This window comes from Streptomyces sp. D2-8 (assembly GCF_023184515.1).
Lineage (GTDB): Bacteria > Actinomycetota > Actinomycetes > Streptomycetales > Streptomycetaceae > Streptomyces.
On sequence record NZ_JAAHBP010000008.1, the window covers coordinates 198,911 to 220,108 of the forward strand.

Here is a 21,198-nt window from a genome sequence, read left to right on the forward strand (position 1 = left end):
GCCCGCGGCCGGGACTCATGCCTCCGCCACCGCCTCCTCGCCGTCCGCCGGGTCCTCCGGGACGAATCCCGGCAGCCACTCCTCCAGCTCTTCGCGCAGCCGCACTGTGGCACCCAGCTGGCACAGCACGCCGATCGTGCTCAGCGTCACCCGGTGGATCAGCAGATAGGACGGGGGCAGGTTGAGCTGCTTGCCGAGCTGATAGGCGGGGGAGCGGGGATCGGCGACACGGGCCGCCTGGCTGCGCATCCAGCCCCGGGTGAAGGTGAACTCCTCGACCTGGGCCGGTTCGATGATCGGCAGCAGGTAGTCCATGACGGCGTCCGGGTCCAGCTCTATGGTCTCCCTGACGAACCCTTCCGCGCACAGGAGCTCGTAGACCGCCTCGGCCTCCCCGTCCAGGGTCATCCGAAGGGACTCGCCGATGGTGGCCGGCAGGCCGCCCGAGAGCCGGTCGACCGTGCCGAAGTCCAGGACGCCCAGGCGCCAGTCGTCCTCACCCTCCGGGCCGCCGGGCAGAAGCCGGAAGTTGCCCGGGTGGGGATCGGCGTGCAGCAGGCCCGTGCGGGCGGGGCCGGAGAACAGGAAGCGGGCCAGGAGCTGACCGGCACGGTCGCGCTGCTTCTGGGTGCCGTCCGAGATGATCTCGGACAGCGGGATGCCGTCCATCCACTCGGTGACCAGGACCTGGTCGGACTGATGGACCACCTGCGGCACGACCACGTCCGGGTCGTCCGTGAACTCCTCCGCGTGGGCCTGCTGGGCCTGGGCCTCCAGGCCGTAGTCCAGCTCCTCCGAGACGCGGTCCTTCAGCTCCGCGATCAGCGGCTTGATGTCCATGCCGGGGATCAGCGGTCCGAGCAGACGCGAGAAGCGGCTCAGCTGGTTCAGATCCGACAGCAGGGCCTCGCCGGCGCCCGGGTACTGGACCTTGACCGCCACCTCACGGCCGTCGTGCCACACCCCCCGGTGGACCTGGCCGATCGAGGCCGCCGCGGCGGGCTTGTCCTCGAACTCCAGGAACAGCTCCTGCCAGCCCTCGCCGAGCCGCTCCTCCAGCACCGCGTGCACGGTGCGGGTCGGCATGGGCGGCGCCGCCTCCTGGAGCTTGGTCAGAGCGGCCCGGTAGGGCCCGGCCACCTCTTCGGGCAGCGCGGACTCGAAGACGGACAGGGCCTGGCCGAACTTCATCGCCCCGCCCTTGAGCTCGCCGAGCACCTTGAACAGCTGCTCCGCCGTGCGCTGTTGGAGTTCCCGGCCGACGAGGTCGGCGGACTCGCCGACGATCCGCTTGCCGAATCCCCAGGTCGCCCGCCCGGCGATGCCGAGCGGGAGCGCGGCGAGCTTGGCGGTCCGGGTGACCGCCTTCCGGGGAAGATCAGACATGCGCCCTCCAAGTCCCAGCCGGCCGCTCCGCCTCTGCCTCACGGCACTGCTCCGACGGCCGTTGCACCGCCATTGTCTCGTGCGACTCCCCGTCCTCCGAGAGGTGCTCCCCCTTTCCTCTCTCCGCCGCGGCGCACGGGCATGCCGGATGTGCCTGGATCGGCCGCGCATGCCAGTTCAGACCAGGGACGGAGACCTCCCAGCGCGCCTCGGCACTGGACGGGACCCGGCCGTCCAGGAAAGCGAGCGCGTGGGCGGCCGCCAGAGCGGCCACGGTCGTGGCCAGCGTCAGGTCGCAGGGCCGGACCTGCCGCTGCCTGCCGGAGCGCCACTGGACGACCATGCGCGGCCAGGCCGGGTCCCGGTCGGCGCGGCCCTCGTGCAGACATCCCGCGCAGCTCGTCTCCCCGGGCAGGACAAGAGGGCCGACCACACCGGTACCCTCCACGACACCGGCGTACAGATGGGGTGTCCCGGAGGACATCAGCGGCTCGGCGGCGGCCGGGTCGGGCGCGTGCACGGCGACATCGTCCCGAGGGGCGAGGACCACCAGCGAGAACCCCGGGTCGCCATCGTCCGGGGACGACCGGGCCGTCGCGCGGCGCGGAGGCCGGTCCGGGGCCGCCCGGCGCACGGCACGGCGGGCCGACTCGTCCCTGCGGTCGCCGACGGATTCCGCGGGGAGCCCGCCCGGTGCGACGTCCCACGGCTCCACTCGGCCACCGTCGAGCACGTCCACCTCACCCACTCCGGCCCCGGCCAGGAGTGAGGCCAGCACGGCACCCACCCTGCCCGCCCCCCGCACCTGCACGCGCTGCGAGCGCCGGGCCGCCAGCTGTCCGATCGCGTCGCCGGGGGCCGAGGCCGTCAGGGAGAGGGAGGCCAGGTCGGGGCGCAGTCGGTCGAGGACCTCCTTCTTCCTCCGCAGGGCGTCGGCGGCCGGCCCGCCGCCCCGGGCGTCGTCCAGGAGCCCGGCCCGTGCGAGCCCCCGCACCAGCCCGTCGACATGACCGTCGGGCAGGTCCATGCGGCGCCCCTCCTCACGCAGAAGTTCCAGCCCTCGCGTGCCGTTCAGCAGGTCGAGGAAGCTGCCCGTCGCCAGGTCCATCGGGCCGAGCGTCATCGCATGCGCCGGTGTCATCCCGAACTGCACGGTGTTGAGGTCGCGCCAGCCGCGCCTGAGCGCGGGTTTCACCATCGGATGCATGACAGGCCCCCGTTTGCCGTAGATCGTCCCCGTATGCCGGTGGAGCGAGGTTGCGGGCCCCGGCTGGTCACGCCGAGGCCGGTCGCAGGCAGGGCCCGTGTGCAGGCCTGTCCCGAGCAAGGCGCGGCCGTGCGCAGGCCGACCCCGACCACGGGCACGGCCCCTGGTCCCGGGCCGACCGCCATCGCTTCGCCGACGAGAACCAGCATGCCCAAACCCGCCGCCGGCTGCCGAAAGTTGTCCACAGGAGCGGGCATTCGTCGTACAAATCCGGCGGCCGGTGGGGGTGGCGGCACGGAACCGTCCCGGAGCCGGGACTTCCCCGAGTGCAGCGGGTAACGTCGGGGCGTGCCCGCCGACCCACTGCACCGCGCCGGAACGCCACACCGCAGCACGACGAGCCAGCCGCCGAGCGGCTCGGGGGCGAGCGCGATCGAGGTCCGCAGGAGCGCGCGCCGACGCAGAACGGTCTCCGCGTACCGCGAGGGCGATCGCACCGTGGTGCTCATCCCCGCCCGGATGTCCGAGGCGGAGGAGCAGCGCTGGGTGAACGTCATGCTCGACAAGCTGGCCGCCCAGGAGAGCAAGCGGGCCCTCGGCGACGCCGAGCTGGCCGAGCGGGCCCGGCGTCTTTCGGACCAGTACTTCGGCGGGCGGGCCCGGCCCGTGTCGGTGCGCTGGGTGACCAACCAGAACACGCGCTGGGGGTCCTGCACCCCCTCCGAGGGCAGCATCCGCCTCTCGCACCGACTCCAGGGCATGCCCGAGTACGTCGTCGACTACGTCCTCGTCCACGAACTCGCCCATCTGCTCGTCCCCGGACACGGACCTCGCTTCTGGGAACTCCTGGAGGCCTATCCGCGCACGGAGCGAGCCCGCGGATACCTCGAAGGCGTGGTCGCCGCCGAGCGGTTGCCCCATGTGCCCGGAGCACGGGGCGAGAGCCCCGCGGGGTGACCGACCGCTTTCCGTAAGCGAACAGCCGATACGGCTGAGCGAGCGTTCTGTACCGGCTCTGTACCGACCTCGTCCGGTGTCCGAGTTTGCCGTTAGCCTGGCGCGACGCACTCACGTTCTGGATGGGGGACGGTCGTTACGCATGGCCAGGGAATTCCAACGCGGCCACAAGGCCAGGATCAGTGACCTCACCGCGGGCACGGATCTGTACGTAGGTGTACAGATCGCCGGTCCCGGACTGAACTTCGACATCAGCTGCTTCGGCCTCGACGCCGACGAACGGCTCTCGGACGACCGCTACTTCGTCTTCTTCAACCAGCCGAAGTCCCCCGAGGAATCCCTTCAGCTCCTGGGCGCCCAGGCGGGCGACACGGAGTCCTTCCGGGTGACCCTCGACCGGATCCCCCCGCAGATCCAGAAGCTGTCCTTCACGGCGACGATCGACGGCGCCGGGCAGATGTCGCAGATCGCCCCCGGGTACATCCGCATCGTCGCGGGCGGCGAGGAGGTGGCGCGCTACTCCTTCAACGGCTCGGAGTTTTCCACCGAGCGGGCCGTGATGCTGGGCGACTTCTATCTCAAGGACGTCTGGCGGTTCGCCGCCGTCGGGCAGGGCTTCGACGGCGGCCTGGATGCGCTGCTGAAGAACTTCGGCGGCGAGGTGGCCGAGGAGGAGACGCCCGCGCCCGCCCCGCAGCAGCCGCAGTCCGGCGCAGCCCCGGGCTTCGCCCCGCCCGCGTTCGGCGTCCCCGGAACTCCGGAACCCGCCCCGGCCCCCGCGCCGGCGGCGCCTCCGGCTCCCGCGCCCCAGCCCGCCGCGCAGGGCTTCGCGCCCCCGCCCGGCCAGACCCCGCCTCCGGCCCCGGCGCCCGCACCCCAGGTGCACGCCGCCCCGACCATCGTCGCGCCCCTGACCACCCCGCCCGGTGGCTCCCCGGTACCGCCCCCGGCCCCGGCGCCCGCGCCGTACGGCCAGCCGGGCCAGCAGCCCCCGCAGTACGGCCAGGTCCCCGGCCAGACGGCCCCGCCGCCTCCCGGCTACGGCCAGCCCCAAGCGCCCCATGCCCCGGCCCCGCCGCCCGGCTACGGCCAGCCCACCCAGCCCCCGGGCTACGGCCAGCAGCAGCCGCCGTTCGGGCAGGCCCTCCACGGAGCCCCGCAAGGCGCTCCCCAGGGCCCCGGTGTGTCCGCCGCGCTCCAGCAGTTCAAGGAGACCCCCACGGGGCAGCGCTGGACCCAGCAGAACAAGAAGCTCGTCCGCGTCGACCTCGGCATCGGCGGACAGCCGGTGCTGGCCCGGCAGGGCAGCATGGTGCTCTACCAGGGCAAGGTCGAGTTCGGCTACAAGGGCGCCGGCTTCTCCGGCCGGATCGTGGGCAACGCGACCGGCCAGGAGATGCAGCTGATGCGCTGTACCGGCCAGGGGCAGGTGTTCCTCGCAGAGAACTCGACCATGCTGCACCCCCTCGAGTTGCAGGGCGACGCCGTCTGCGTCTCCGCCGAGAACGTCCTCGCGTTCGACGAGAGCCTCACCTACGAGGTCCGCCGCATCGAGGGCCACGGCATCCCGGGCGGCGCGCTGTTCACCATGCAGTTCCAGGGCACCGGCACCATCGTCGTGAAGACGCACGGCACGCCCGTGGTGCTGCCCGTCACGCCCACCACGTTCGCCGACTGCAACGCCGTGGTCGCCTGGTCGGCCGCCGCCCAGGTCGTCGTCTCCAGCCAGGTGCGCATGCGCCGCAACGCCTACCCCGGCGACACCGGGGAGAGCGTGAACCTCCAGTTCCGGGGAGCGCCCGGCAACTTCATCGTCGTCCAGCCATACGAGGTCTGAGGGAGCCCGTCATGACACAGCAACTCGCGGGCCACGCCCCCGCACCCGTCACCGCCCGCATGGAGAACCACGGCAATCACATGCTGAAGGTCGCCATGCAGACCGGGAACGACCTCCTCGCGCGCGTGGGATCGATGGTCGCCTACGAAGGGTTCGTGCAATACGAGCCCAACCCGCCGGCCGTGCGCCAGATCGCCAAGGACTGGATGACCGGCGAGGGCGCGCCCCTGATGAAGTGCTCCGGAGACGGCCTGCTCTACCTCGCCGACTACGGGGCGAACGTCGTCGTGATCAACCTCAACGGCGACGGCATCTCCGTCAACGCCACCAACCTGCTCGCCTTCGACGCGCACCTGACGTGGGGCGTGGAGCGGGTCAAGGGCCTGGCGAAGTTCGCCGGGCAGGGCCTGTGGAACACCAAGATCTCCGGGCAGGGCTGGGTCGCGCTGACCTCCCGGGGCAAGCCCATCGTCGTCGACTGCGGAGGCGGCGAGGACGAGACCTACGTCGACCCCGACGCGCTGGTCGCCTGGTCCCCGAACCTCAAGGTGAAGGGCAAGCGCAGCTTCCGGGCGCAGTCGCTGATCGGCCGCGGCAGCGGCGAGGCCTACCAGATGGCCTTCTCCGGTCAGGGCATCGTCGTCGTCCAGCCCAGCGAGGACAGCACCGACCGCCTCCGGGCCCGGGGCTGAGGGGGAGCCACACGCCATGCAGAGCCCGATTTTCGCCTACAACGAGCAGCAGACCCAGGACCGCTGGAGCCTGCAGAACAAGCAGATGCTGCGCGTCACCCTGGAGGGCCACGACGACATCCTGGCCCGCAAGGGCACCATGGTCGCCTACCAGGGCCTCGTCGAGTTCGACGCCGAGTACCAGGGCAACGACCAGGCACGCTCGCGTGCGCACACCGGTGAGGGACTCGACCTGATGCGCTGCCACGGGCAGGGCACGGTCTACCTCGCCAACCTCAAGCAGCACGTCCACGTCATGGAGGTGGACCAGGACGGCCTCACCGTCGACAGCAGCTACGTGCTGGCGATGGACTCCTCCCTGCATCACGAGGTCGTCGCCGTGGACAGCCTCTACGGCATCTCCGGTTCCGGGAAGTACCAGCTCAACATCACGGGCCGCGGCAAGGTCGCCCTGATGACCTCGGGCATGCCGCTGCTGTTGCAGGTGACGCCCGACAAGTACGTGAACTGTGACGCCGACGCGATCGTCGCCTGGTCGACGAGTCTGCGGGTGCAGATGCAGGCCCAGACGCACTCCTCCGGGGTGTGGCGGCGCCGCGGCAGCACCGGCGAGGGCTGGGAGCTGAGCTTCATGGGCACCGGGTACGCGCTCGTCCAGCCCAGCGAGCTGCTGCCGCCGCAGAACGCCCAGATCGGCTCGGGCCTCTCCGCCCAGTACGGCATGGGCCGGCAGGGAGCACGCGGGCAGAACCAGGGCAACGTCTGGAGCTGACCGCGCAGAGGGCAGACGTAAGGGGCGACCGCCACGGCGGTCGCCCCTTACGCATATCCAGGCCTCAGGCCGAGAGCCTCGCCCGCGTGGCCTCCAGCAGGCGTACCACCGACTCGTCCGCCACGTCCGCCACCTCGTCGTACCCGAACCAGCGCACGTCGAGTGACTCGTCGCTGACCGCGTGCGTGGCGTCCGGCGGAGCCACGGCCGCGTACTGGACGTCGAAGTGGCAGTGACACGGCGGCGGGATCGGATGCCGGTCCAGACGCACCGGGCCCCCGGGCAGCAGGGAGAGCCCCGGGACGCCGGATTCCTCCGCCGCCTCACGCAGGGCCGCATCCGCCAGGAAGGCGTCACCCGGCTCGCAGTGGCCACCCATCTGCAGCCACATCTGGAGCTTCTTGTGCAGGGTCAGCAGCACCCGGCCGCCCTCGGGGTCGATCACCAGGGCGCTCGCCGTGATGTGACCCGCGTGGCAGGCTTTCCACAGGCCATTCGGGTGCTCCGCCAGGTGTTCCAGATAGGCCTGGCGCAGCTCCGTCTGGTCCTCGTACCCCTTCAGCACGAGGACCGCGTCGTCGTACAGGCTCACCCGGCGTCGTCGCCCTTGTTCTTGTCCTCGTTCTCGCCCTCGCCCTCGTCCTTCTTCTTCAGGTCGGGCTTGTCCGCCGCTTCGCCGAGCATCTTGTCCAGCTCGGAGAAGTCGATCTGCTCGCGGTGCACGAAGCCGTCCGGGTCGTCCAGGTCGGTCGCCGTCGGCAGCATGTCCGGGTGGTGCCACAGGGCATCCCGGCCGTCGACACCACGCGCGTCCGTGAGCGAGGCCCACAGACGGGAGGCGTCCCGCAGCCGGCGCGGGCGCAGCTCCAGGCCGATCAGGGTGGCGAACGTCTGCTCGGCCGGGCCGCCCGAGGCGCGGCGGCGGCGCAGCGTCTCGCGCAGGGCGTCGGCGGACGACAGGCGGGGTTTCGCGGCGGCGTGGACCACCGCGTCCACCCAGCCCTCCACGAGCGCCAGAGCCGTCTCCAGACGGGCCAGGGCGGCCTTCTGCTCGGGCGTGTCCTCGGGCTGGAACATGCCCTGCTGGAGGGCCTCCTGCAGCTGCTCCGGGTTCTGCGGGTCGAACTGGCCGACCACGTCCTCCAGCTTGGCCGTGTCGACCTTGATCCCGCGGGCGTAGCCGTCGACCGCACCGAACAGATGCGAGCGCAGCCACGGCACGTGCGCGAAGAGCCGCTGGTGGGCGGCCTCACGCAGGGCGAGATACAGCCGCACCTCCTCCTGGGGGACGCTCAGGTCCTTGCCGAACGTCTCGATGTTCACCGGCAGCAGCGCGGCCTTGCCGGCGGGGGCGAGCGGCAGGCCGATGTCGGACGAGCCGACGACCTCGCCGGCGAGCACGCCGACGGCCTGCCCGATCTGCGTGCCGAACATGGCGCCGCCCATCGAGCGCATCATGCCGATCAGCGGGCCGGCCATGGCCTGCATCTCCTCCGGCAGGACGTCGCCCATGGCGGTGCCGACGCGCTCGGCGACCGGATCGACGAGCTCCTTCCAGGCGGGCAGGGTGGCCTCGACCCACTCCGCGCGGCTCCAGGCCACCGCGGAGGCGGCGCCGGAGGGCAGGGACGTGGCATCGTCGAGCCACAGGTCGGCCAGGCGGACGGCTTCCTCGACGGCCTTGCGGTCGGCGGGGCCGACGCTGGCGTCCTTGGTGCCGTCAGGGCTGCCCTGGGAGACCGTCTGGCGGGCGATCTGCTTGGCCATGTCCCAGTTCACCGGGCCGCCCTCGTAGGAGAGCATCTGGCCCAGCTGCTGGAACGCGGCGCCCAGGTCGGTGGGGTTCAGCGACCCGAACATGGCTGCGAACGGATTGTCCGCACCGGGGCCGCCAGGGCCTCCGGCTCCGGGCAGGCCGCCGAAACCGAACGGGTTGGCCGGTCCCTGACCACCACCGCTCTCCTGGTCCTTCTTCTTGCCCTCGTCGCCGTCGTCCGGCTCCTCCGGCGGAAGGCCGAATCCGAATGGGGTGTCACTCACGGGATTCCTCGGCTGGTAGGGCCACCGGTTCTTTCCGGCGGCACGGCTGCCCGACAACACCACCCAGCGTAGACACCCGGGGCGGATCGGGCCTCGGTGCTTCGCCGACTGACGGCCTGCGGCAGGATGGATGCCACCTGGTACGCACGCGTCGGACGCGCTCGTACTGAAGACAACCGCTGGAGACGCCCGGTGAGTTCCCCAGATCCGCAGGTTCGCGCAGCGCGAAACCAGTCAACCAGTTCCGCGAGTCCCCCGGCGCGCGGACCCGTCGTCGCGGTGACCGGCGCCGCGTACGGCGTTGGAGCCCTGCTCACCGAGCAGCTCGCCGCATCCGACGAGGTCAAGCAGGTCGTGGCCATCGACGAGCGGCGCGGCGAGTGCGCGGCGGCGCAGTGGCACATCCTGGACGTACGGGATCCGGCCATCGCGGACAAGCTGCGCGGGGCGGACGTGGTGGTGCACCTGGCGCTGGATCTCGACCTGGAAACCGACGCAGCCGCCCGAACGGCCTACAACGTACGGGGGACGCAGACCGTCCTGACGGCGGCCGCTGCGGCCGGAGTGCACCGGGTCGTGCTGTGCACCTCGGCGATGGTCTACGGGGCGCTGCCCGACAACGAGCTGCCGCTGTCCGAGGACGCCGAGCTGCGCGCCACGGCCGAGGCGACCGGCGTCGGCGACCTGCTGGAGATCGAGCGGCTGGCGCGCCGCGCGCCCCGGGCGCACCCGGGGCTCAATGTCACCGTGGTGCGGCCGGCCGTGCTGGTGGGCGGCACGGACACCGCGCTGACCAGGTACTTCGAGTCTCCCCGGCTCCTTGTCGTCGCCGGGTCGCGGCCCGCGTGGCAGTTCTGCCACGTCGAGGACCTGTGCAGCGCGCTGGAGTACGCCGTCCTGGAGAAGGTCGACGGGGAACTGACCGTCGGGTGTGACGGCTGGCTGGAGCAGGAGGAGGTCGAGGAGCTCACCGGCATCCGGCGGATGGAGCTGCCGTCGGCGGTCGCGCTGGGCGCGGCGGCGCGGCTGCACCGGATCGGGCTCACGCCGTCCCCGGCCGGGGACCTGGCGTACACGATGTACCCCTGGGTGGTGAGCGGCAGCCGGCTGCACGACGCCGGGTGGCGGCCGCAGTACACCAACGAGGAGGTGCTGGCGGAACTCCTGGAGGAGGTCTCCGGCCGGCACACGGTCGCCGGGCGGCGGCTGGGCCGCAAGGACGCGACGGCCGCGGGTGCCGCGGGTGCGACGGTGGCGCTGCTGGGCGCGGCGGCGGTGGTGCGGCGGGCGCGGAAGGCCCGGCGGCGGATCTGAGGGACGCCCCTGTAGGAGGCTCCAAACGCGTACGCGCGCGTGCCGGTCGATAGCTCTATTCCGTGCCTTCGGCCGCGTGCGGCACGATGGAGGCATGGCAACCACGAACGATCACCCCGGTGAGCAGGCCGCGCAGGACCCGATCAAGCTGATCGGGGTCCGGGACTCGGCCCTCTCCCTGGACGAGGTGTTCCTGGCCGTCGGGGACGACGCGGCCGGGGGCACCGCGCTCTTCGTGGGAACGGTGCGGAACCACGACGGGGGCGCCGACGTCGACGAGCTGGGGTATTCGTGCCACCCCAGCGCCGAGGCCGAGATGCGGCGGATCGCGGAGAAGGTCGCCGCCGAGTTCCCGGTGCGGGCCCTGGCGGCCGTGCACCGCGTGGGGGACCTCCGGGTCGGGGACCTCGCCGTGGTCGTCGCCGTCTCCTGCCCGCATCGCGGAGAGGCCTTCGAGGCCTGCCGGAAGCTGATCGACGACCTCAAACACGAAGTGCCCATCTGGAAGCACCAGAAGTTCTCCGACGGCACCGAGGAATGGGTCGGCGCCTGCTGATCCGGCAAGCAGTCCTCCGGTTGCGTAACCGCACCCCTGGCGTGAGCGTTGTCACTGCGGATCGTTAATCTGCTGATCAGTCAGTCGCGGATGCTCAAAAGGGGTTGGAGGTCGGCATGGCGGCGCTCGCCTGGTTGCTGATTCCGCTTGTGGCTGCCATCGGCGCGGGGCTCTGGGGCAGTTGGGCCAACCGGACCCGCAGGGTCCGCAACGACGGCCCGGAGCTCACTGGCTACGCCCGCTTCCGCGAGGCCATGGAGAAGCCCCGGCCGGGTGGCTGACGGCCGAAGAAACAGCAGGTCAAAGGCGTTGTAGAGCACAGGACCGCCTCGGACGGGCGGCCCTGACGGTGCGCTGACAGGACCGTCCCGTACTGTCGAGTCATGCCACGCCGCACCGCGACGATGCTCGCCTCCACCCTGATGCTGATCGCGCTCCTGTGCGCGGGAGTGTTCATCCCCGTGCCGTACGCGGAGATGTCCCCGGGGCCGACGGTGAACACGCTGGGCGATCACGACGGTGAGCCGGTGCTGCAGATCGCGGGGAAGAAGACCTACGCGACCAGTGGCCATCTGAACATGACCACGGTCCGGGTCACGAGCGCCGACTACCGGATGAACCTGGTCGAAGCCGTCTACGGCTGGCTCGCGCACGACAACAAGGTCGTGTCGCACGAGACGCTCTACCCGGACGGCAAGACCGAGGAGCAGTCCACCCAGGAGAACGCCGAGGAGTTCAGCCAGTCCCAGGAGAGCGCCAAGGTCGCGGCCCTGAAGCAGCTGGACGTTCCGGTGAAGTCCTGGGTGATCGTCTCGACGGTCGTCAAGGGATCCCCGGCCGAGGGCAAGCTGCACGCGGGGGATGTGATCAAGGCCGTCGACGGTACGGCGGTGAAGGAGCCGGCCGACGTCGCGAAGCTCGTCACCCGGCACAAGCCGGGCCAGGACGTCCGCTTCACGATCGTGCCGGCCAAGGAGCAGGCCGCCGCGGAGAAGGAGAAGCGGACGCCGACCGGGACGCAGGACATCACCATGACCACCACGACGTCCGACGACACCGGTGAGAAGCGGGCCATCGTGGGGATCTCCGCGGGGACCGACCACACGTTCCCGTTCACCATCGACATCAAGCTCGCCGACGTCGGCGGGCCGAGCGCCGGGCTGATGTTCGCGCTCGGCATCTACGACAAGCTCACCCCGGGCAGCCTGACCGGCGGCTCGTTCGTGGCCGGCACCGGCACGATCGACGACGCCGGCAAGGTCGGGCCGATCGGCGGCATCGAAATGAAGACCGTGGGCGCGCGGGCCAAGGGCGCGCAGTACTTCCTGACGCCCGCCGACAACTGCGCGGCCGCCGCCAAGGGCACCCCCGACGGCCTCACCCTGATCAAGGTGGGCACCATCCAGGACGCCCTCGGCGCTCTCAAGGACATCCGCAGCGGCGACACAGCGGATCTGCCGAAGTGCGGTAAGTAGCCCGCGGACCACGGGCCCGGAAGGCCGGACCCACGGCCCTTCGGGGCTACTCCTCGAACGTCGCCGCCAGCGCCTCCGCCAGCCCCGGGACCAGGTCGGAACCGGTCAGGACCTCGGTGGGAGAGTCCTTCTCGCGCAGCCGCAGGGCCGACTCACGCGTGCCGTCGCGCTGGACCGCGACCGTCATGCGGACCTCCTGGCGGTCCGGGTGGTCCGCCACCCACTTCGTGAGCGCGGCCTCGCTCAGACCCTGCGGAACCTGGGCCTCCGCCGACGGCGGCAGCATCAGGCGCTCCACGGCGAGGGCGCAGCCGGCCACCGCGTCGGGCCAGGCGATGGTGGCGAGGAACTCGTCGAGCGGCTTGCCCGTTGGAACTTCGTCCTGCTCGATCGGGGTGAGGCCGGAGTTCTCCGGCTCGTCCCCCAGACCGAGCCGGTCCGCGAGCGAGGGCTGTTCGGCCCGCAGCCGTGCGGTGTCGACGAGGGCGAAAAGGCGGGCCGGCTGGTCCCAGCCGAGGCCGGAGACGTACTCGTCGATCTCGAGAACGGCCCGGGTGAGCGGGTTCGCAGCCATGGGAGTGTTGGACATGGTCACAATCCTGCCTCGTTCCCGGCCGGAATCGGGAACCGAGTAAACGATGAGTAAGTTGCATAGGTGGGGGCCCACGATCACGGGGGCCGCAGACGGTCCGTGAAAACGCGGGCCTGACGAATCAACAGCGAACTTCGAGGTGTGCACCTTGGCTTTCCAGATGCCGGACCGCGGCGGAGGCCCGACAGGGCCGCGGATCAGAGTGGGCCGCCCGTCCCGGCGTGTCCGGACCCTGCTCATGACGCTGGGTGTCCTTGCCGTTCTCGGCATGGCGTTCACCATGTTCGCGGGCTTTTGGACGGACTGGCTCTGGTACCGCTCGGTGAACTACTCCTCGGTCTTCACCACCACCCTGTGGACCAAGATCGGGCTCTTCTTCGTCTTCGGCCTGCTCATGGCCCTGGCCGTCGGCTTCAACATCTGGCTGGCGCACCGGCTGCGGCCGCCGCTGAGCGCCATGTCGATGGAGCAGCAGAACCTCGACCGGTACCGGATGGGCATCGCGCCCTACAAGAAGTGGCTGCTGTTCGGGATCACCGCCCTGGTGGGTCTGATCGCCGGCGCCTCCGCCTCCGGCCAGTGGCGGACGTGGCTGATGTGGGTCAACGGCGTGCCCTTCGGCCAGAAGGACCCGCAGTTCAAGCTGGACGTCGCCTTCTACGCCTTCGACCTGCCCTGGTACCGGTTCCTGCTCGGCTTCGGCTTCGCCGCCGCGATCCTGTCCGTGATCGCCGCCGCGCTCACGCACTACCTCTACGGCGGGCTGCGCGTCACCAGCCCCGGCGCCCGCGCGACGGCCGCGGCCACCGGGCATCTGTCGGTGCTCATCGGCATCTTCGTGGCGCTGAAGGCGGTCGCGTACTGGCTCGACCGGTACGGACTCGCGGTGAAGTCCAGCGACTTCCGGGCTACCGACAACTGGACGGGTCTGAGGTACGTCGACGCCAACGCCTACCTGCCGGCCAAGACGATCCTGTTCTGCATCGCCGTCATCTGCGCGCTGCTGTTCTTCGCCACCCTGTGGCGGCGCACCTGGCAGCTGCCCGTGATCGGCTTCGGCCTGATGGTGCTCTCCGCGATCCTCATCGGCGGCCTCTACCCGGCGATCGTGCAGAAGTTCCAGGTCCAGCCGAACGAGCAGGCCAAGGAAGCGCCGTACGTCGAGAAGAACCTCGAGGCGACGCGCAAGGCCTACGGCATCGACGGCACCAAGGTCACCGACTACTCGGGCACCGGCAACACCGAGGACAAGACGAAGCTGCGCGACGACGTCGACTCCACGGCGAGCATCCGGATCATGGACCCGAACGTCGTCTCGCCGACCTTCCAGCAGCTCCAGCAGATCAGGAACTACTACGCGTTCCCGGAGAACCTGGACGTCGACCGCTACGCCAAGGACGGCAAGGACCAGGACACCGTCATCGGCCTGCGTGAGATCAATCTGGCGGGCATCCCGAAGAAGAACTGGATCAACAACCACTTCCGTTACACCCACGGGTACGGAGTGGTCGCCGCCGAGGGCACCAGCGCCGACGCGCAGGGCCGGCCGAACTTCACGGAGTCCGACCTGCCCTCCAAGGGCGACCTCGGCACGTACGAGCAGCGGGTCTACTACGGCGAGAAGACCACCACGTACTCCATCGTCGGCGGTCCCCAGAAGGAGATCGACTACTCCGACGACAACGGCGAGAAGACCACCAGCTACAAGGGCGACAGCGGGGTCAACCTCTCCAACCCGGTGAACCGGGCCGCCTATGCGGCGGCGTTCGGCGAGCCGCAGATCCTGTACTCCGGTGCCATCGGCGACGGTTCGCGGATCCTGTACAACCGCACGCCCAAGGAGCGCGTCGAGGCGGTCGCCCCCTGGCTGACCATCGACGGCGACGCCTACCCGGCGGTCGTGGACGGCCGGATCCAGTGGATCGTCGACGCGTACACGACGACGAACGGCTACCCGTACTCCTCGCGTACGACGCTGGGTGACACCACGGCCGACTCGCTGACAGCGGCCAACGACAACCGCGCGGTGGTGGCCCAGCAGAACCAGGTCAACTACATCCGCAACTCGGTGAAGGCCACCGTCGACGCCTACACCGGCAAGGTCAAGCTCTTTCAGTGGGACACCCAGGACCCCGTCCTGAAGACCTGGATGAAGGCCTTCCCGAACACGGTGGAGCCCAAGAGTGACATCTCCAAGTCGCTGATGGACCACCTTCGCTACCCCCAGGACCTGTTCAAGGTCCAGCGGGAACTGCTCACCCGCTACCACGTGAAGGACGCCACGACGTTCCTCAGCGGCAGCGAGGTGTGGCAGGTGCCGGACGACCCGACGAACAGGTCGGGCAGCGCGGTGCCGCCGTACTACCTGAGCATGAAGATGCCCGACCAGCAAGCGCAGTCGTTCTCGCTGACGACGACCTTCACCCCCACCGGCCGTGACAACCTCAGCGCCTTCATGGCGGTCGACGCCGAGGCGGGCACCGGTGACTACGGCAAGATCAGAATCCTGAAACTGCCGACCAACACCACGGTCAACGGACCCAAGCAGGTCCAGAGCCAGTTCAACTCGCAAGAGGAGATCGCCGAGTCCATCAGGCTCCTGAGAGGCGGCGACTCCGAGGTCGAGTACGGCAACCTGCTGACGGTGCCGCTCGACGGAGGACTGCTGTACGTGGAGCCGGTCTACGTGCGCGGTGGTGGGCTGAAGTACCCGCTGCTGCGCAAGGTGCTGGTCACCTACGGAGGTCAGACCGCCTTCGAGAACACCCTCGACGAGGCCCTCAACAAGATCTTCGGAGCGGACGGCCCGGTCACCCAGCCACCACCGGACGAGGGCGATACGACACCACCGCCGACGTCCGACAACCCGACGGTCCAACAGGCCCTGGAGGATGCCCAGAAGGCGTTCGACGCCGGCCAGGAGGCCCTGAAGAAGAACGACTGGGAGGCGTACGGCAAGGCGCAGAAGGACCTCGAGGACGCCCTGCAGCGGGCCGAGGACGCGCAGGCCGAGGCGAGCCGGGCGGGCGGTTCCGGGGGCGGTGAGAGCAAGCCCAGCGCCAAGCCGAGCGGCAGTCCGAGTCCGAAGCCGAGCAGCTAGGGCCCTGGCCTGGTCAAATGCCCACCCCGCGCCGTGATACGGTTGTGAACACAACGGCGCGGGGTGGAGCAGCTCGGTAGCTCGCTGGGCTCATAACCCAGAGGTCGCAGGTTCAAATCCTGTCCCCGCTACTGAAGTCGCAATGTCCGAGCGGCAGGGCGACACCGAAGGCCCGGATTCCACACAGGAATCCGGGCCTTCGTGATGTGTGAACGCATGTGCTGGCGCAGGCTGTGGCCGCGCCGCCGGGGGGAGTTGGCCGATCTGTGTTTCACTTGTCTCTCTGTGGGCATGTCGACAAAACGCTGTAGTGACCTCACTGGCTGCGGTATACCAGGTGTACCCAGGTTGCAGGTGGTGCGACGATGGACGTTATGGGGGACAAGGCAACTCTGTTCGAGACAGGGCGTTTTGTGCAGCCTTCCAGCCGGGAGGACACCGAGACCCCGGACGAGACCGGGGAGATCGCCGACGAGGCGGCCGAGGAGCTGCGTCAGCGGCTCGCCGCCGAGGCCGGCGACGTCGAGGCGATGAGTGTCCTCGGCGCCATGCTGCTGCGCCGCGGCGATCTCGACGGTGCCGAGCCTCATCTGCGTGCCGCCACCGCCGCGGGTGACCGGGCGGCCGCCAACAACCTGGGAGTCCTCCTGCACCAGCGGGGGTACGCCGACGAGGCCGCCGGATGGTGGCGGATCGCCGCCGTCGCCGGATCCACGGCTGCCGCGCACGCCCTCGGTCGGCACCACCGCGAGCGCGGCGACGAACCCGCCGCCGAGTACTGGCTGCGCCAGTCCGCCGAGCAGGGCCACACGCTGGGCGCGTACGCGCTCGCCGACCTGCTGGAGCACCGCGCGGACCCCGGGGCCGAGCAGTGGATGCGGGTCGCGGCCGAGCGAGGGCACCGGGAGGCGGCCTACCGGCTGGCGCGGGCGCTGGACCGCAAGGCGGCGCGGGAAGCCGACGGTGACAACGGTGTCCAGGTGCCCGAGGAGGCCGAGCAGTGGTACCTGCAGGCCGCCGCGCGCGGCCACCGGAGGGCCGCGCTGCACCTCGGGACGATCCTGGAGAGGCGCGGCGAACTCAAGGAGGCCGGGCGCTGGTACCTGACGTCCGCCAAGGACGGTGAGGCGCGGGCCGCCTGCGCGCTCGGCTTCCTGCTGCGCGACGCGGGCGACACCGAGAACGCCGCCGTGTGGTGGCTGCGGGCCGCCCAGGACGGCGACGGCAACGCGGCGAACGCACTGGGCGCGCTGCACGCCGAGCGGGGCGAGACGCAGACCGCCGAGCGCTGGTACCGGGCCGCGATGGACGCGGGCGACGTGAACGGCGCGTACAACCTCGGCCTGCTCTGCGCCGAGCAGGGGCGCACCCCGCAGGCCGAGCAGTGGTACCGGCGCGCGGCCTACGCCGGACACCGGGAGGCCGCGAACGCGCTGGCGATCCTGCTGCTGCGGTGCGGCGACGAGACGGGCGCGGAGCCGTGGTTCTCCAAGGCCGCGGAGGCCGGGAGCGTGGACGCCGCCTTCAACCTCGGCATCCTGCATGCCGGGCGGGGCGAGGAGGAGGCCGCGCTGCGCTGGTACGAGCGGGCCGCGTCCGCCGGGCACACCGAGGCGGCGCTCCAGGTCGGCATGGCGAGGCTGCGGGACGGCGACGAGCAGGAGGCCGAGCGGCATCTGCGGTGTGCGGCCGGCGGCGGGAGCGCTGAGGCCGCGTACCGGCTGGCGACCGTGCTCGACGCGCGGCGGCCGCCGGAGCCCGCGCACGAGCTCGGGGAGCCGGTGCACCGGCGGAGCGAGTGCGAGGAGTGGTACGAGCGGGCGGCGTCGCAGGGGCATCGGCGGGCGCAGGTCCGGGTGGGCATGCTGGCCGCGGCCCGGGGTGATGTCGTCGAGGCGGCTCGGTGGTACCGGGAGGCCGCCGCGGCCGGGTCCCGCAACGGCGCGTTCAATCTCGGGCTGCTGCTGGCCCGGGAGGGGAGCGAGCCCGAGGCGGCGGTCTGGTGGACCCGGGCCGCCGACGCCGGGCACGGGCGGGCGGCGTTGCGGCTGGCCCTGGTCTACGCGCGTCGGGGTGAGCTGGCGGAGGGGCAGCGGTGGGCCGACCGGGCCGTGTCGCTGGGGCCGTCCTCCGTCACCGAGAGGGCGGAGCGGCTGAGGGACGCGCTGCGGCAGGAGCTGTCCGCGTGAGGTGCTGTCGAGGGGACCGGAGCGCGGCCCGGGCAATGGATTTGCATCCGTCCTCTGCGGTGACGTAACGTTGCATTCAACGACGCGGGGTGGAGCAGCTCGGTAGCTCGCTGGGCTCATAACCCAGAGGTCGCAGGTTCAAATCCTGTCCCCGCTACTGAAGGCTGAGGGCCGGAATCCGAAAGGGTTCCGGCCCTCGGTGTTTTCTATCGGCCGTGGCCCACCGCTTCCTCGTGCAGCGAGCGATTCACCGTGCTGGACTCGGGGAGCGAGTCGCCTTCCGCGACGCCCTGAGCGCGGTAGGCCGCCTGGAGGCAGTCCGCCGTGCCCCTGCGGATCTCCCAGTCCATACGGAGGGACGGGGTGGAGCGCAGGATCGCGGCGTCCGTCTTCAGAAGGTCCGCCAGATACGTGACGTAGCTCTCATCTTGCTTGTGATCGGCCGCGAAGTGCGTGTCCACCGTGCGGATGTACGCCCGCAGCAGGGCCACCCCGGCGTCCACGTCGTCGTTCAGCAGGCTGGGGCCGTGGAGCATGCCGCCCAGGGGTTCGCCCGGGGGCTGTCCGCCCAGGAAGGCGTAGTCCGGCTCGCCGTCGACCCGGCGCCACACCGGGTCCGGCAGCCATGCGGAGTCGACGCCGCCGTTCTGGAGGGGGTCATGGCGGCCGGGCGCGCAGTGGAGGTGCGGATCTCCAGGGTGCCGGTGCTGGGCTGGAGCAGGCCCGCGGCGATGCGGAGCAGCGTGGACTTGCCGCAGCCCGAGGGGCCCACGAGGCAGACGAACTCGCCGGAGGCGACGGTCAGGTCGAGGGGTCCGAGGGCGTCGACCGCGCGGGGGCCCCGGCCGAAGGTGCGCGTCAGGTCATGGGCGGTGAGTTCTGTACAGGGCTCTCCCGCTTAGGTCTCCTCGCGGAGTGCGGAACGGACTGGTGGGTGCCGCCGACCATATGGCGACCCGTCAGATACGGGAAGTGTGCGGGCAGCGCAAAGCCCCGGCACCCATGAGTGCCGGGGCTTTCGTGCGTTCCGTGCGGGAGGGCTAGGCGGCCGCGCAGTTCGGGCAGACGCCGCGGTACGTCACCTCGACGTCCGAGACCGTGAAGCCGAAGCGCTCGGTGTCGGGGAGGTCCGCCAGCGGGTTGCCGATCGGGTGGACGTCCCGGATCGCGCCGCACTGGGCGCAGACCAGGTGGTGGTGTGGCTGGTGGGCGTTCGGGTCGTACCGCTTGGCGCGCTGGTCGGTCGAGACCTCGAGCACCTCGCCGAGGGTCACGAGTTCGCCCAGCGTGTTGTAGACGGTCGCCCGGGAGATCTCGGGCAGCTTGGCGACGGCCCGGGCGTGGACCTCGTCGGCCGTCAGGTGGACGTGTTCGCCGTCGAGGACCTCGGCCACGACGCGTCGCTGCGCGGTCATCCGCCATCCGCGTCCGCGCAGGCGTTCCAGAAGGTCACTCATAGCCATCAGCGTAACAGCAAAGCGGACCAGGTCCCGAACAGATGTGAGTTTAGAGCTCTACTTGCTTTAGACATTGTCTATTGTAAGATCGAGGGTGACTCTGGCCATGGGGTTTGGTCAGGAACGACGCAGGAGGCGCATGTGACGCAGGGACCGCTTACGACGGAGGCCGGGGCTCCGGTCGCCGACAACCAGAACAGCGAGACCGCGGGCGTCGGCGGCCCGGTACTCGTCCAGGACCAGCTCCTGCTGGAGAAGCTGGCCCACTTCAACCGTGAGCGCATCCCGGAGCGGGTCGTGCACGCCCGCGGCGCGGGGGCGTACGGCACCTTCACGGTGACCGCCGACGTCACGCCGTACACACGCGCCGCGTTCCTCTCCGAGGCCGGCAAGCAGACCGAGGTCTTCCTGCGCTTCTCGACGGTGGCCGGCAACCTGGGCGCGGCGGACGCGGTCCGCGACCCGCGCGGCTTCGCGCTGAAGTTCTACACCGAGGAGGGCAACTACGACCTCGTCGGCAACAACACCCCGGTGTTCTTCATCAAGGACGCCGTCAAGTTCCCGGACTTCATCCACACCCAGAAGCGCGACCCGTACACCGGCTCGACGGAGTCGGACAACGTCTGGGACTTCTGGAGCCTGTCGCCCGAGTCCACGCACCAGGTGACCTGGCTGTTCGGTGACCGCGGCATCCCCGCCTCGTACCGTCACATGGACGGCTTCGGCTCGCACACCTTCCAGTGGAGCAACGAGGCCGGGGAGGCCTTCTGGGTGAAGTACCACTTCAAGACGGACCAGGGCATCAAGAACCTGACCGCGGAGGCCGCCGCCCGGCTCGCCGGTGAGGACCCCGACTCCCATCAGCGCGACCTGCGCCGGGCCATCGAGCGCGGCGAGTACCCGACCTGGACCGTCGGCGTGCAGATCATGCCGGTGGCCGAGGCGGCGACGTACCGGTTCAACCCGTTCGACCTGACCAAGGTCTGGCCGCACGCGGACTACCCGGTCGTGGAGATCGGCAAGCTGGAGCTCAACCGCAACCCGGAGAACGTCTTCGCCGAGGTCGAGCAGTCGATCTTCAGCCCCGCCCACTTCGTGCCGGGCATCGGCCCGTCCCCGGACAAGATGCTCCAGGGCCGCCTCTTCGCCTACGGCGACGCCCACCGCTACCGCGTCGGCGTCAACGCCGACCATCTGCCGGTGAACCGCCCGCACGCCACCGTGGCGCGCACCAACTCCCGTGACGGGTACCTGTACGACGGCCGCCACCGGGGCGCGAAGAACTACGAGCCGAACAGCTTCGGCGGCCCGTTCCAGACGGACCGTCCGCTGTGGTCCGCCACGGCCGTGAGCGGCGCGACGGGCAACCACCCGGCCCCGGTTCACGCCGAGGACGACGACTTCGTGCAGGCGGGCAACCTCTACCGCCTGATGAGCGAGGACGAGAAGGAGCGCCTGATCGCCAATCTGGCGGGCTTCATCGCCAAGGTCTCGCGCGACGACATCGTCGAGCGGGCGATCGACAACTTCCGTCGGGCCGACGGAGACTACGGCAAGCGGCTGGAGGCCGCGGTCCAAGCCCTGCGCGGCTGAACTCCAGCGCTGGACCGCTTGCGGTAGTGGA

The 21,198-nt window shown here is 70.6% G+C and carries 17 protein-coding genes, 2 tRNA genes and 2 pseudogenes; 13 read left to right on the plus strand and 8 right to left on the minus strand.

Annotation, left to right across the window (positions count from 1 at the left end; translation table 11 throughout):
* Positions 1 to 15: 15 nt before the first annotated feature.
* Both G3I77_RS16810 and G3I77_RS16815 read right to left on the minus strand, forming a co-directional pair.
* A complete protein-coding gene (locus G3I77_RS16810) occupies positions 16 to 1,386 on the minus strand; it encodes an AarF/ABC1/UbiB kinase family protein (protein ID WP_248504590.1) in 1,371 nt (456 codons plus the stop codon).
* A complete protein-coding gene (locus tag G3I77_RS16815; RefSeq protein WP_248504593.1) occupies positions 1,379 to 2,593 on the minus strand; it encodes a ThiF family adenylyltransferase in 1,215 nt (404 codons plus the stop codon). Before G3I77_RS16815 ends, G3I77_RS16810 begins: the two co-directional genes overlap by 8 nt.
* 348 nt (positions 2,594 to 2,941) lie before the next feature.
* Here G3I77_RS16815 and G3I77_RS16820 point away from each other — a divergent pair, with 348 nt between their 5' ends.
* From G3I77_RS16820 to G3I77_RS16835, 4 genes are all read left to right on the plus strand, one after another.
* Positions 2,942 to 3,550: a M48 family metallopeptidase gene (locus tag G3I77_RS16820; RefSeq protein ID WP_248504595.1), complete on the plus strand. Its 609-nt coding sequence runs from the start codon at positions 2,942 to 2,944 to the stop codon at positions 3,548 to 3,550.
* Between the two features lie 142 nt (positions 3,551 to 3,692).
* Positions 3,693 to 5,387, plus strand: coding sequence for a TerD family protein (locus G3I77_RS16825; RefSeq protein WP_248504597.1), 1,695 nt, complete (start codon positions 3,693 to 3,695; stop codon positions 5,385 to 5,387).
* A gap of 11 nt (positions 5,388 to 5,398) precedes the next feature.
* The gene (locus G3I77_RS16830; RefSeq protein ID WP_031132343.1) at positions 5,399 to 6,079 is read left to right on the plus strand and encodes an AIM24 family protein; all 681 of its coding nucleotides are present in this window, start codon (positions 5,399 to 5,401) and stop codon (positions 6,077 to 6,079) included.
* 16 nt (positions 6,080 to 6,095) lie between these two features.
* Positions 6,096 to 6,851, plus strand: a complete 756-nt coding sequence (locus G3I77_RS16835) for an AIM24 family protein (RefSeq protein ID WP_248504598.1) — start codon at positions 6,096 to 6,098, stop codon at positions 6,849 to 6,851.
* A 64-nt stretch (positions 6,852 to 6,915) separates the two neighbouring features.
* Here the strand turns inward: G3I77_RS16835 and G3I77_RS16840 are convergent, their stop codons facing one another.
* Both G3I77_RS16840 and G3I77_RS16845 read right to left on the minus strand, forming a co-directional pair.
* The gene (locus G3I77_RS16840; RefSeq protein WP_248504600.1) at positions 6,916 to 7,443 is read right to left on the minus strand and encodes an NUDIX hydrolase; all 528 of its coding nucleotides are present in this window, start codon (positions 7,441 to 7,443) and stop codon (positions 6,916 to 6,918) included.
* Positions 7,440 to 8,891 (minus strand): zinc-dependent metalloprotease, encoded by a 1,452-nt coding sequence (locus tag G3I77_RS16845; protein ID WP_248504602.1) that lies wholly within the window; start codon positions 8,889 to 8,891, stop codon positions 7,440 to 7,442. The genes G3I77_RS16840 and G3I77_RS16845 overlap by 4 nt, the downstream gene beginning before the upstream one ends.
* Positions 8,892 to 9,083: 192 nt before the next feature.
* Between G3I77_RS16845 and G3I77_RS16850 the strand changes: the two genes are divergently transcribed.
* The 4 genes from G3I77_RS16850 to G3I77_RS16865 all read left to right on the plus strand — a co-directional run bounded on the left by G3I77_RS16850 (position 9,084) and on the right by G3I77_RS16865 (position 12,236).
* The gene (locus G3I77_RS16850; protein ID WP_248504604.1) at positions 9,084 to 10,205 is read left to right on the plus strand and encodes an SDR family oxidoreductase; all 1,122 of its coding nucleotides are present in this window, start codon (positions 9,084 to 9,086) and stop codon (positions 10,203 to 10,205) included.
* 94 nt (positions 10,206 to 10,299) lie between these two features.
* Positions 10,300 to 10,761: a molybdenum cofactor biosynthesis protein MoaE gene (locus G3I77_RS16855; RefSeq protein WP_248504606.1), complete on the plus strand. Its 462-nt coding sequence runs from the start codon at positions 10,300 to 10,302 to the stop codon at positions 10,759 to 10,761.
* A gap of 116 nt (positions 10,762 to 10,877) precedes the next feature.
* Positions 10,878 to 11,042, plus strand: coding sequence for a hypothetical protein (locus tag G3I77_RS16860; protein WP_248504608.1), 165 nt, complete (start codon positions 10,878 to 10,880; stop codon positions 11,040 to 11,042).
* 102 nt (positions 11,043 to 11,144) lie between these two features.
* Positions 11,145 to 12,236: a PDZ domain-containing protein gene (locus G3I77_RS16865; protein WP_248504610.1), complete on the plus strand. Its 1,092-nt coding sequence runs from the start codon at positions 11,145 to 11,147 to the stop codon at positions 12,234 to 12,236.
* Positions 12,237 to 12,282: 46 nt separating this feature from the next.
* Here G3I77_RS16865 and G3I77_RS16870 read toward each other — a convergent pair whose 3' ends face one another.
* Positions 12,283 to 12,825 carry a PPA1309 family protein gene (locus tag G3I77_RS16870; protein ID WP_248504611.1) on the minus strand — a complete coding sequence of 181 codons (543 nt, stop codon included), beginning with the start codon at positions 12,823 to 12,825 and terminating at the stop codon, positions 12,283 to 12,285.
* A gap of 163 nt (positions 12,826 to 12,988) precedes the next feature.
* Here G3I77_RS16870 and G3I77_RS16875 point away from each other — a divergent pair, with 163 nt between their 5' ends.
* The 4 genes from G3I77_RS16875 to G3I77_RS16890 all read left to right on the plus strand — a co-directional run bounded on the left by G3I77_RS16875 (position 12,989) and on the right by G3I77_RS16890 (position 18,274).
* The gene (locus G3I77_RS16875) at positions 12,989 to 15,928 is read left to right on the plus strand and encodes a UPF0182 family protein (protein ID WP_248504953.1); all 2,940 of its coding nucleotides are present in this window, start codon (positions 12,989 to 12,991) and stop codon (positions 15,926 to 15,928) included.
* 57 nt (positions 15,929 to 15,985) lie between these two features.
* A tRNA-Met gene (locus G3I77_RS16880) sits at positions 15,986 to 16,059 on the plus strand.
* A 234-nt stretch (positions 16,060 to 16,293) separates the two neighbouring features.
* Entirely contained in the window at positions 16,294 to 18,117 is a 1,824-nt protein-coding gene (locus G3I77_RS16885; protein ID WP_248504612.1) for a tetratricopeptide repeat protein, read from the plus strand.
* Positions 18,118 to 18,200: 83 nt separating this feature from the next.
* Positions 18,201 to 18,274 (plus strand) — tRNA-Met (locus tag G3I77_RS16890).
* 49 nt (positions 18,275 to 18,323) lie between these two features.
* On the opposite strand, the pseudogene G3I77_RS16895 reads toward G3I77_RS16890, so the two are convergent.
* The 3 genes and pseudogenes from G3I77_RS16895 to G3I77_RS16905 form a co-directional block, all read right to left on the minus strand.
* Positions 18,324 to 18,770 (minus strand): annotated as a pseudogene (locus tag G3I77_RS16895) (hypothetical protein); the annotation flags it as partial.
* A 5-nt stretch (positions 18,771 to 18,775) separates the two neighbouring features.
* Positions 18,776 to 18,979: pseudogene (locus G3I77_RS16900) on the minus strand (ATP-binding cassette domain-containing protein); the annotation flags it as partial.
* A 178-nt stretch (positions 18,980 to 19,157) separates the two neighbouring features.
* Entirely contained in the window at positions 19,158 to 19,574 is a 417-nt protein-coding gene (locus G3I77_RS16905; protein ID WP_248504613.1) for a Fur family transcriptional regulator, read from the minus strand.
* A gap of 141 nt (positions 19,575 to 19,715) precedes the next feature.
* Here G3I77_RS16905 and G3I77_RS16910 point away from each other — a divergent pair, with 141 nt between their 5' ends.
* The gene (locus G3I77_RS16910; RefSeq protein WP_248504614.1) at positions 19,716 to 21,167 is read left to right on the plus strand and encodes a catalase; all 1,452 of its coding nucleotides are present in this window, start codon (positions 19,716 to 19,718) and stop codon (positions 21,165 to 21,167) included.
* Positions 21,168 to 21,198 lie beyond the last annotated feature (31 nt).

Coding starts and splice junctions, on each gene's coding strand:
- G3I77_RS16830 (WP_031132343.1), top strand. CDS start 5,399: ATGACACAGCAACTCGCGGGCCACGCCCCCGCACCCGTCACCGCCCGC.
- G3I77_RS16810 (WP_248504590.1), bottom strand. CDS start 1,386: ATGTCTGATCTTCCCCGGAAGGCGGTCACCCGGACCGCCAAGCTCGCC.
- G3I77_RS16825 (WP_248504597.1), top strand. CDS start 3,693: ATGGCCAGGGAATTCCAACGCGGCCACAAGGCCAGGATCAGTGACCTC.
- G3I77_RS16875 (WP_248504953.1), top strand. CDS start 12,989: ATGCCGGACCGCGGCGGAGGCCCGACAGGGCCGCGGATCAGAGTGGGC.
- G3I77_RS16815 (WP_248504593.1), bottom strand. CDS start 2,593: ATGCATCCGATGGTGAAACCCGCGCTCAGGCGCGGCTGGCGCGACCTC.
- G3I77_RS16860 (WP_248504608.1), top strand. CDS start 10,878: ATGGCGGCGCTCGCCTGGTTGCTGATTCCGCTTGTGGCTGCCATCGGC.
- G3I77_RS16905 (WP_248504613.1), bottom strand. CDS start 19,574: ATGAGTGACCTTCTGGAACGCCTGCGCGGACGCGGATGGCGGATGACC.
- G3I77_RS16885 (WP_248504612.1), top strand. CDS start 16,294: ATGGACGTTATGGGGGACAAGGCAACTCTGTTCGAGACAGGGCGTTTT.
- G3I77_RS16865 (WP_248504610.1), top strand. CDS start 11,145: ATGCCACGCCGCACCGCGACGATGCTCGCCTCCACCCTGATGCTGATC.
- G3I77_RS16835 (WP_248504598.1), top strand. CDS start 6,096: ATGCAGAGCCCGATTTTCGCCTACAACGAGCAGCAGACCCAGGACCGC.
- G3I77_RS16870 (WP_248504611.1), bottom strand. CDS start 12,825: ATGTCCAACACTCCCATGGCTGCGAACCCGCTCACCCGGGCCGTTCTC.
- G3I77_RS16855 (WP_248504606.1), top strand. CDS start 10,300: ATGGCAACCACGAACGATCACCCCGGTGAGCAGGCCGCGCAGGACCCG.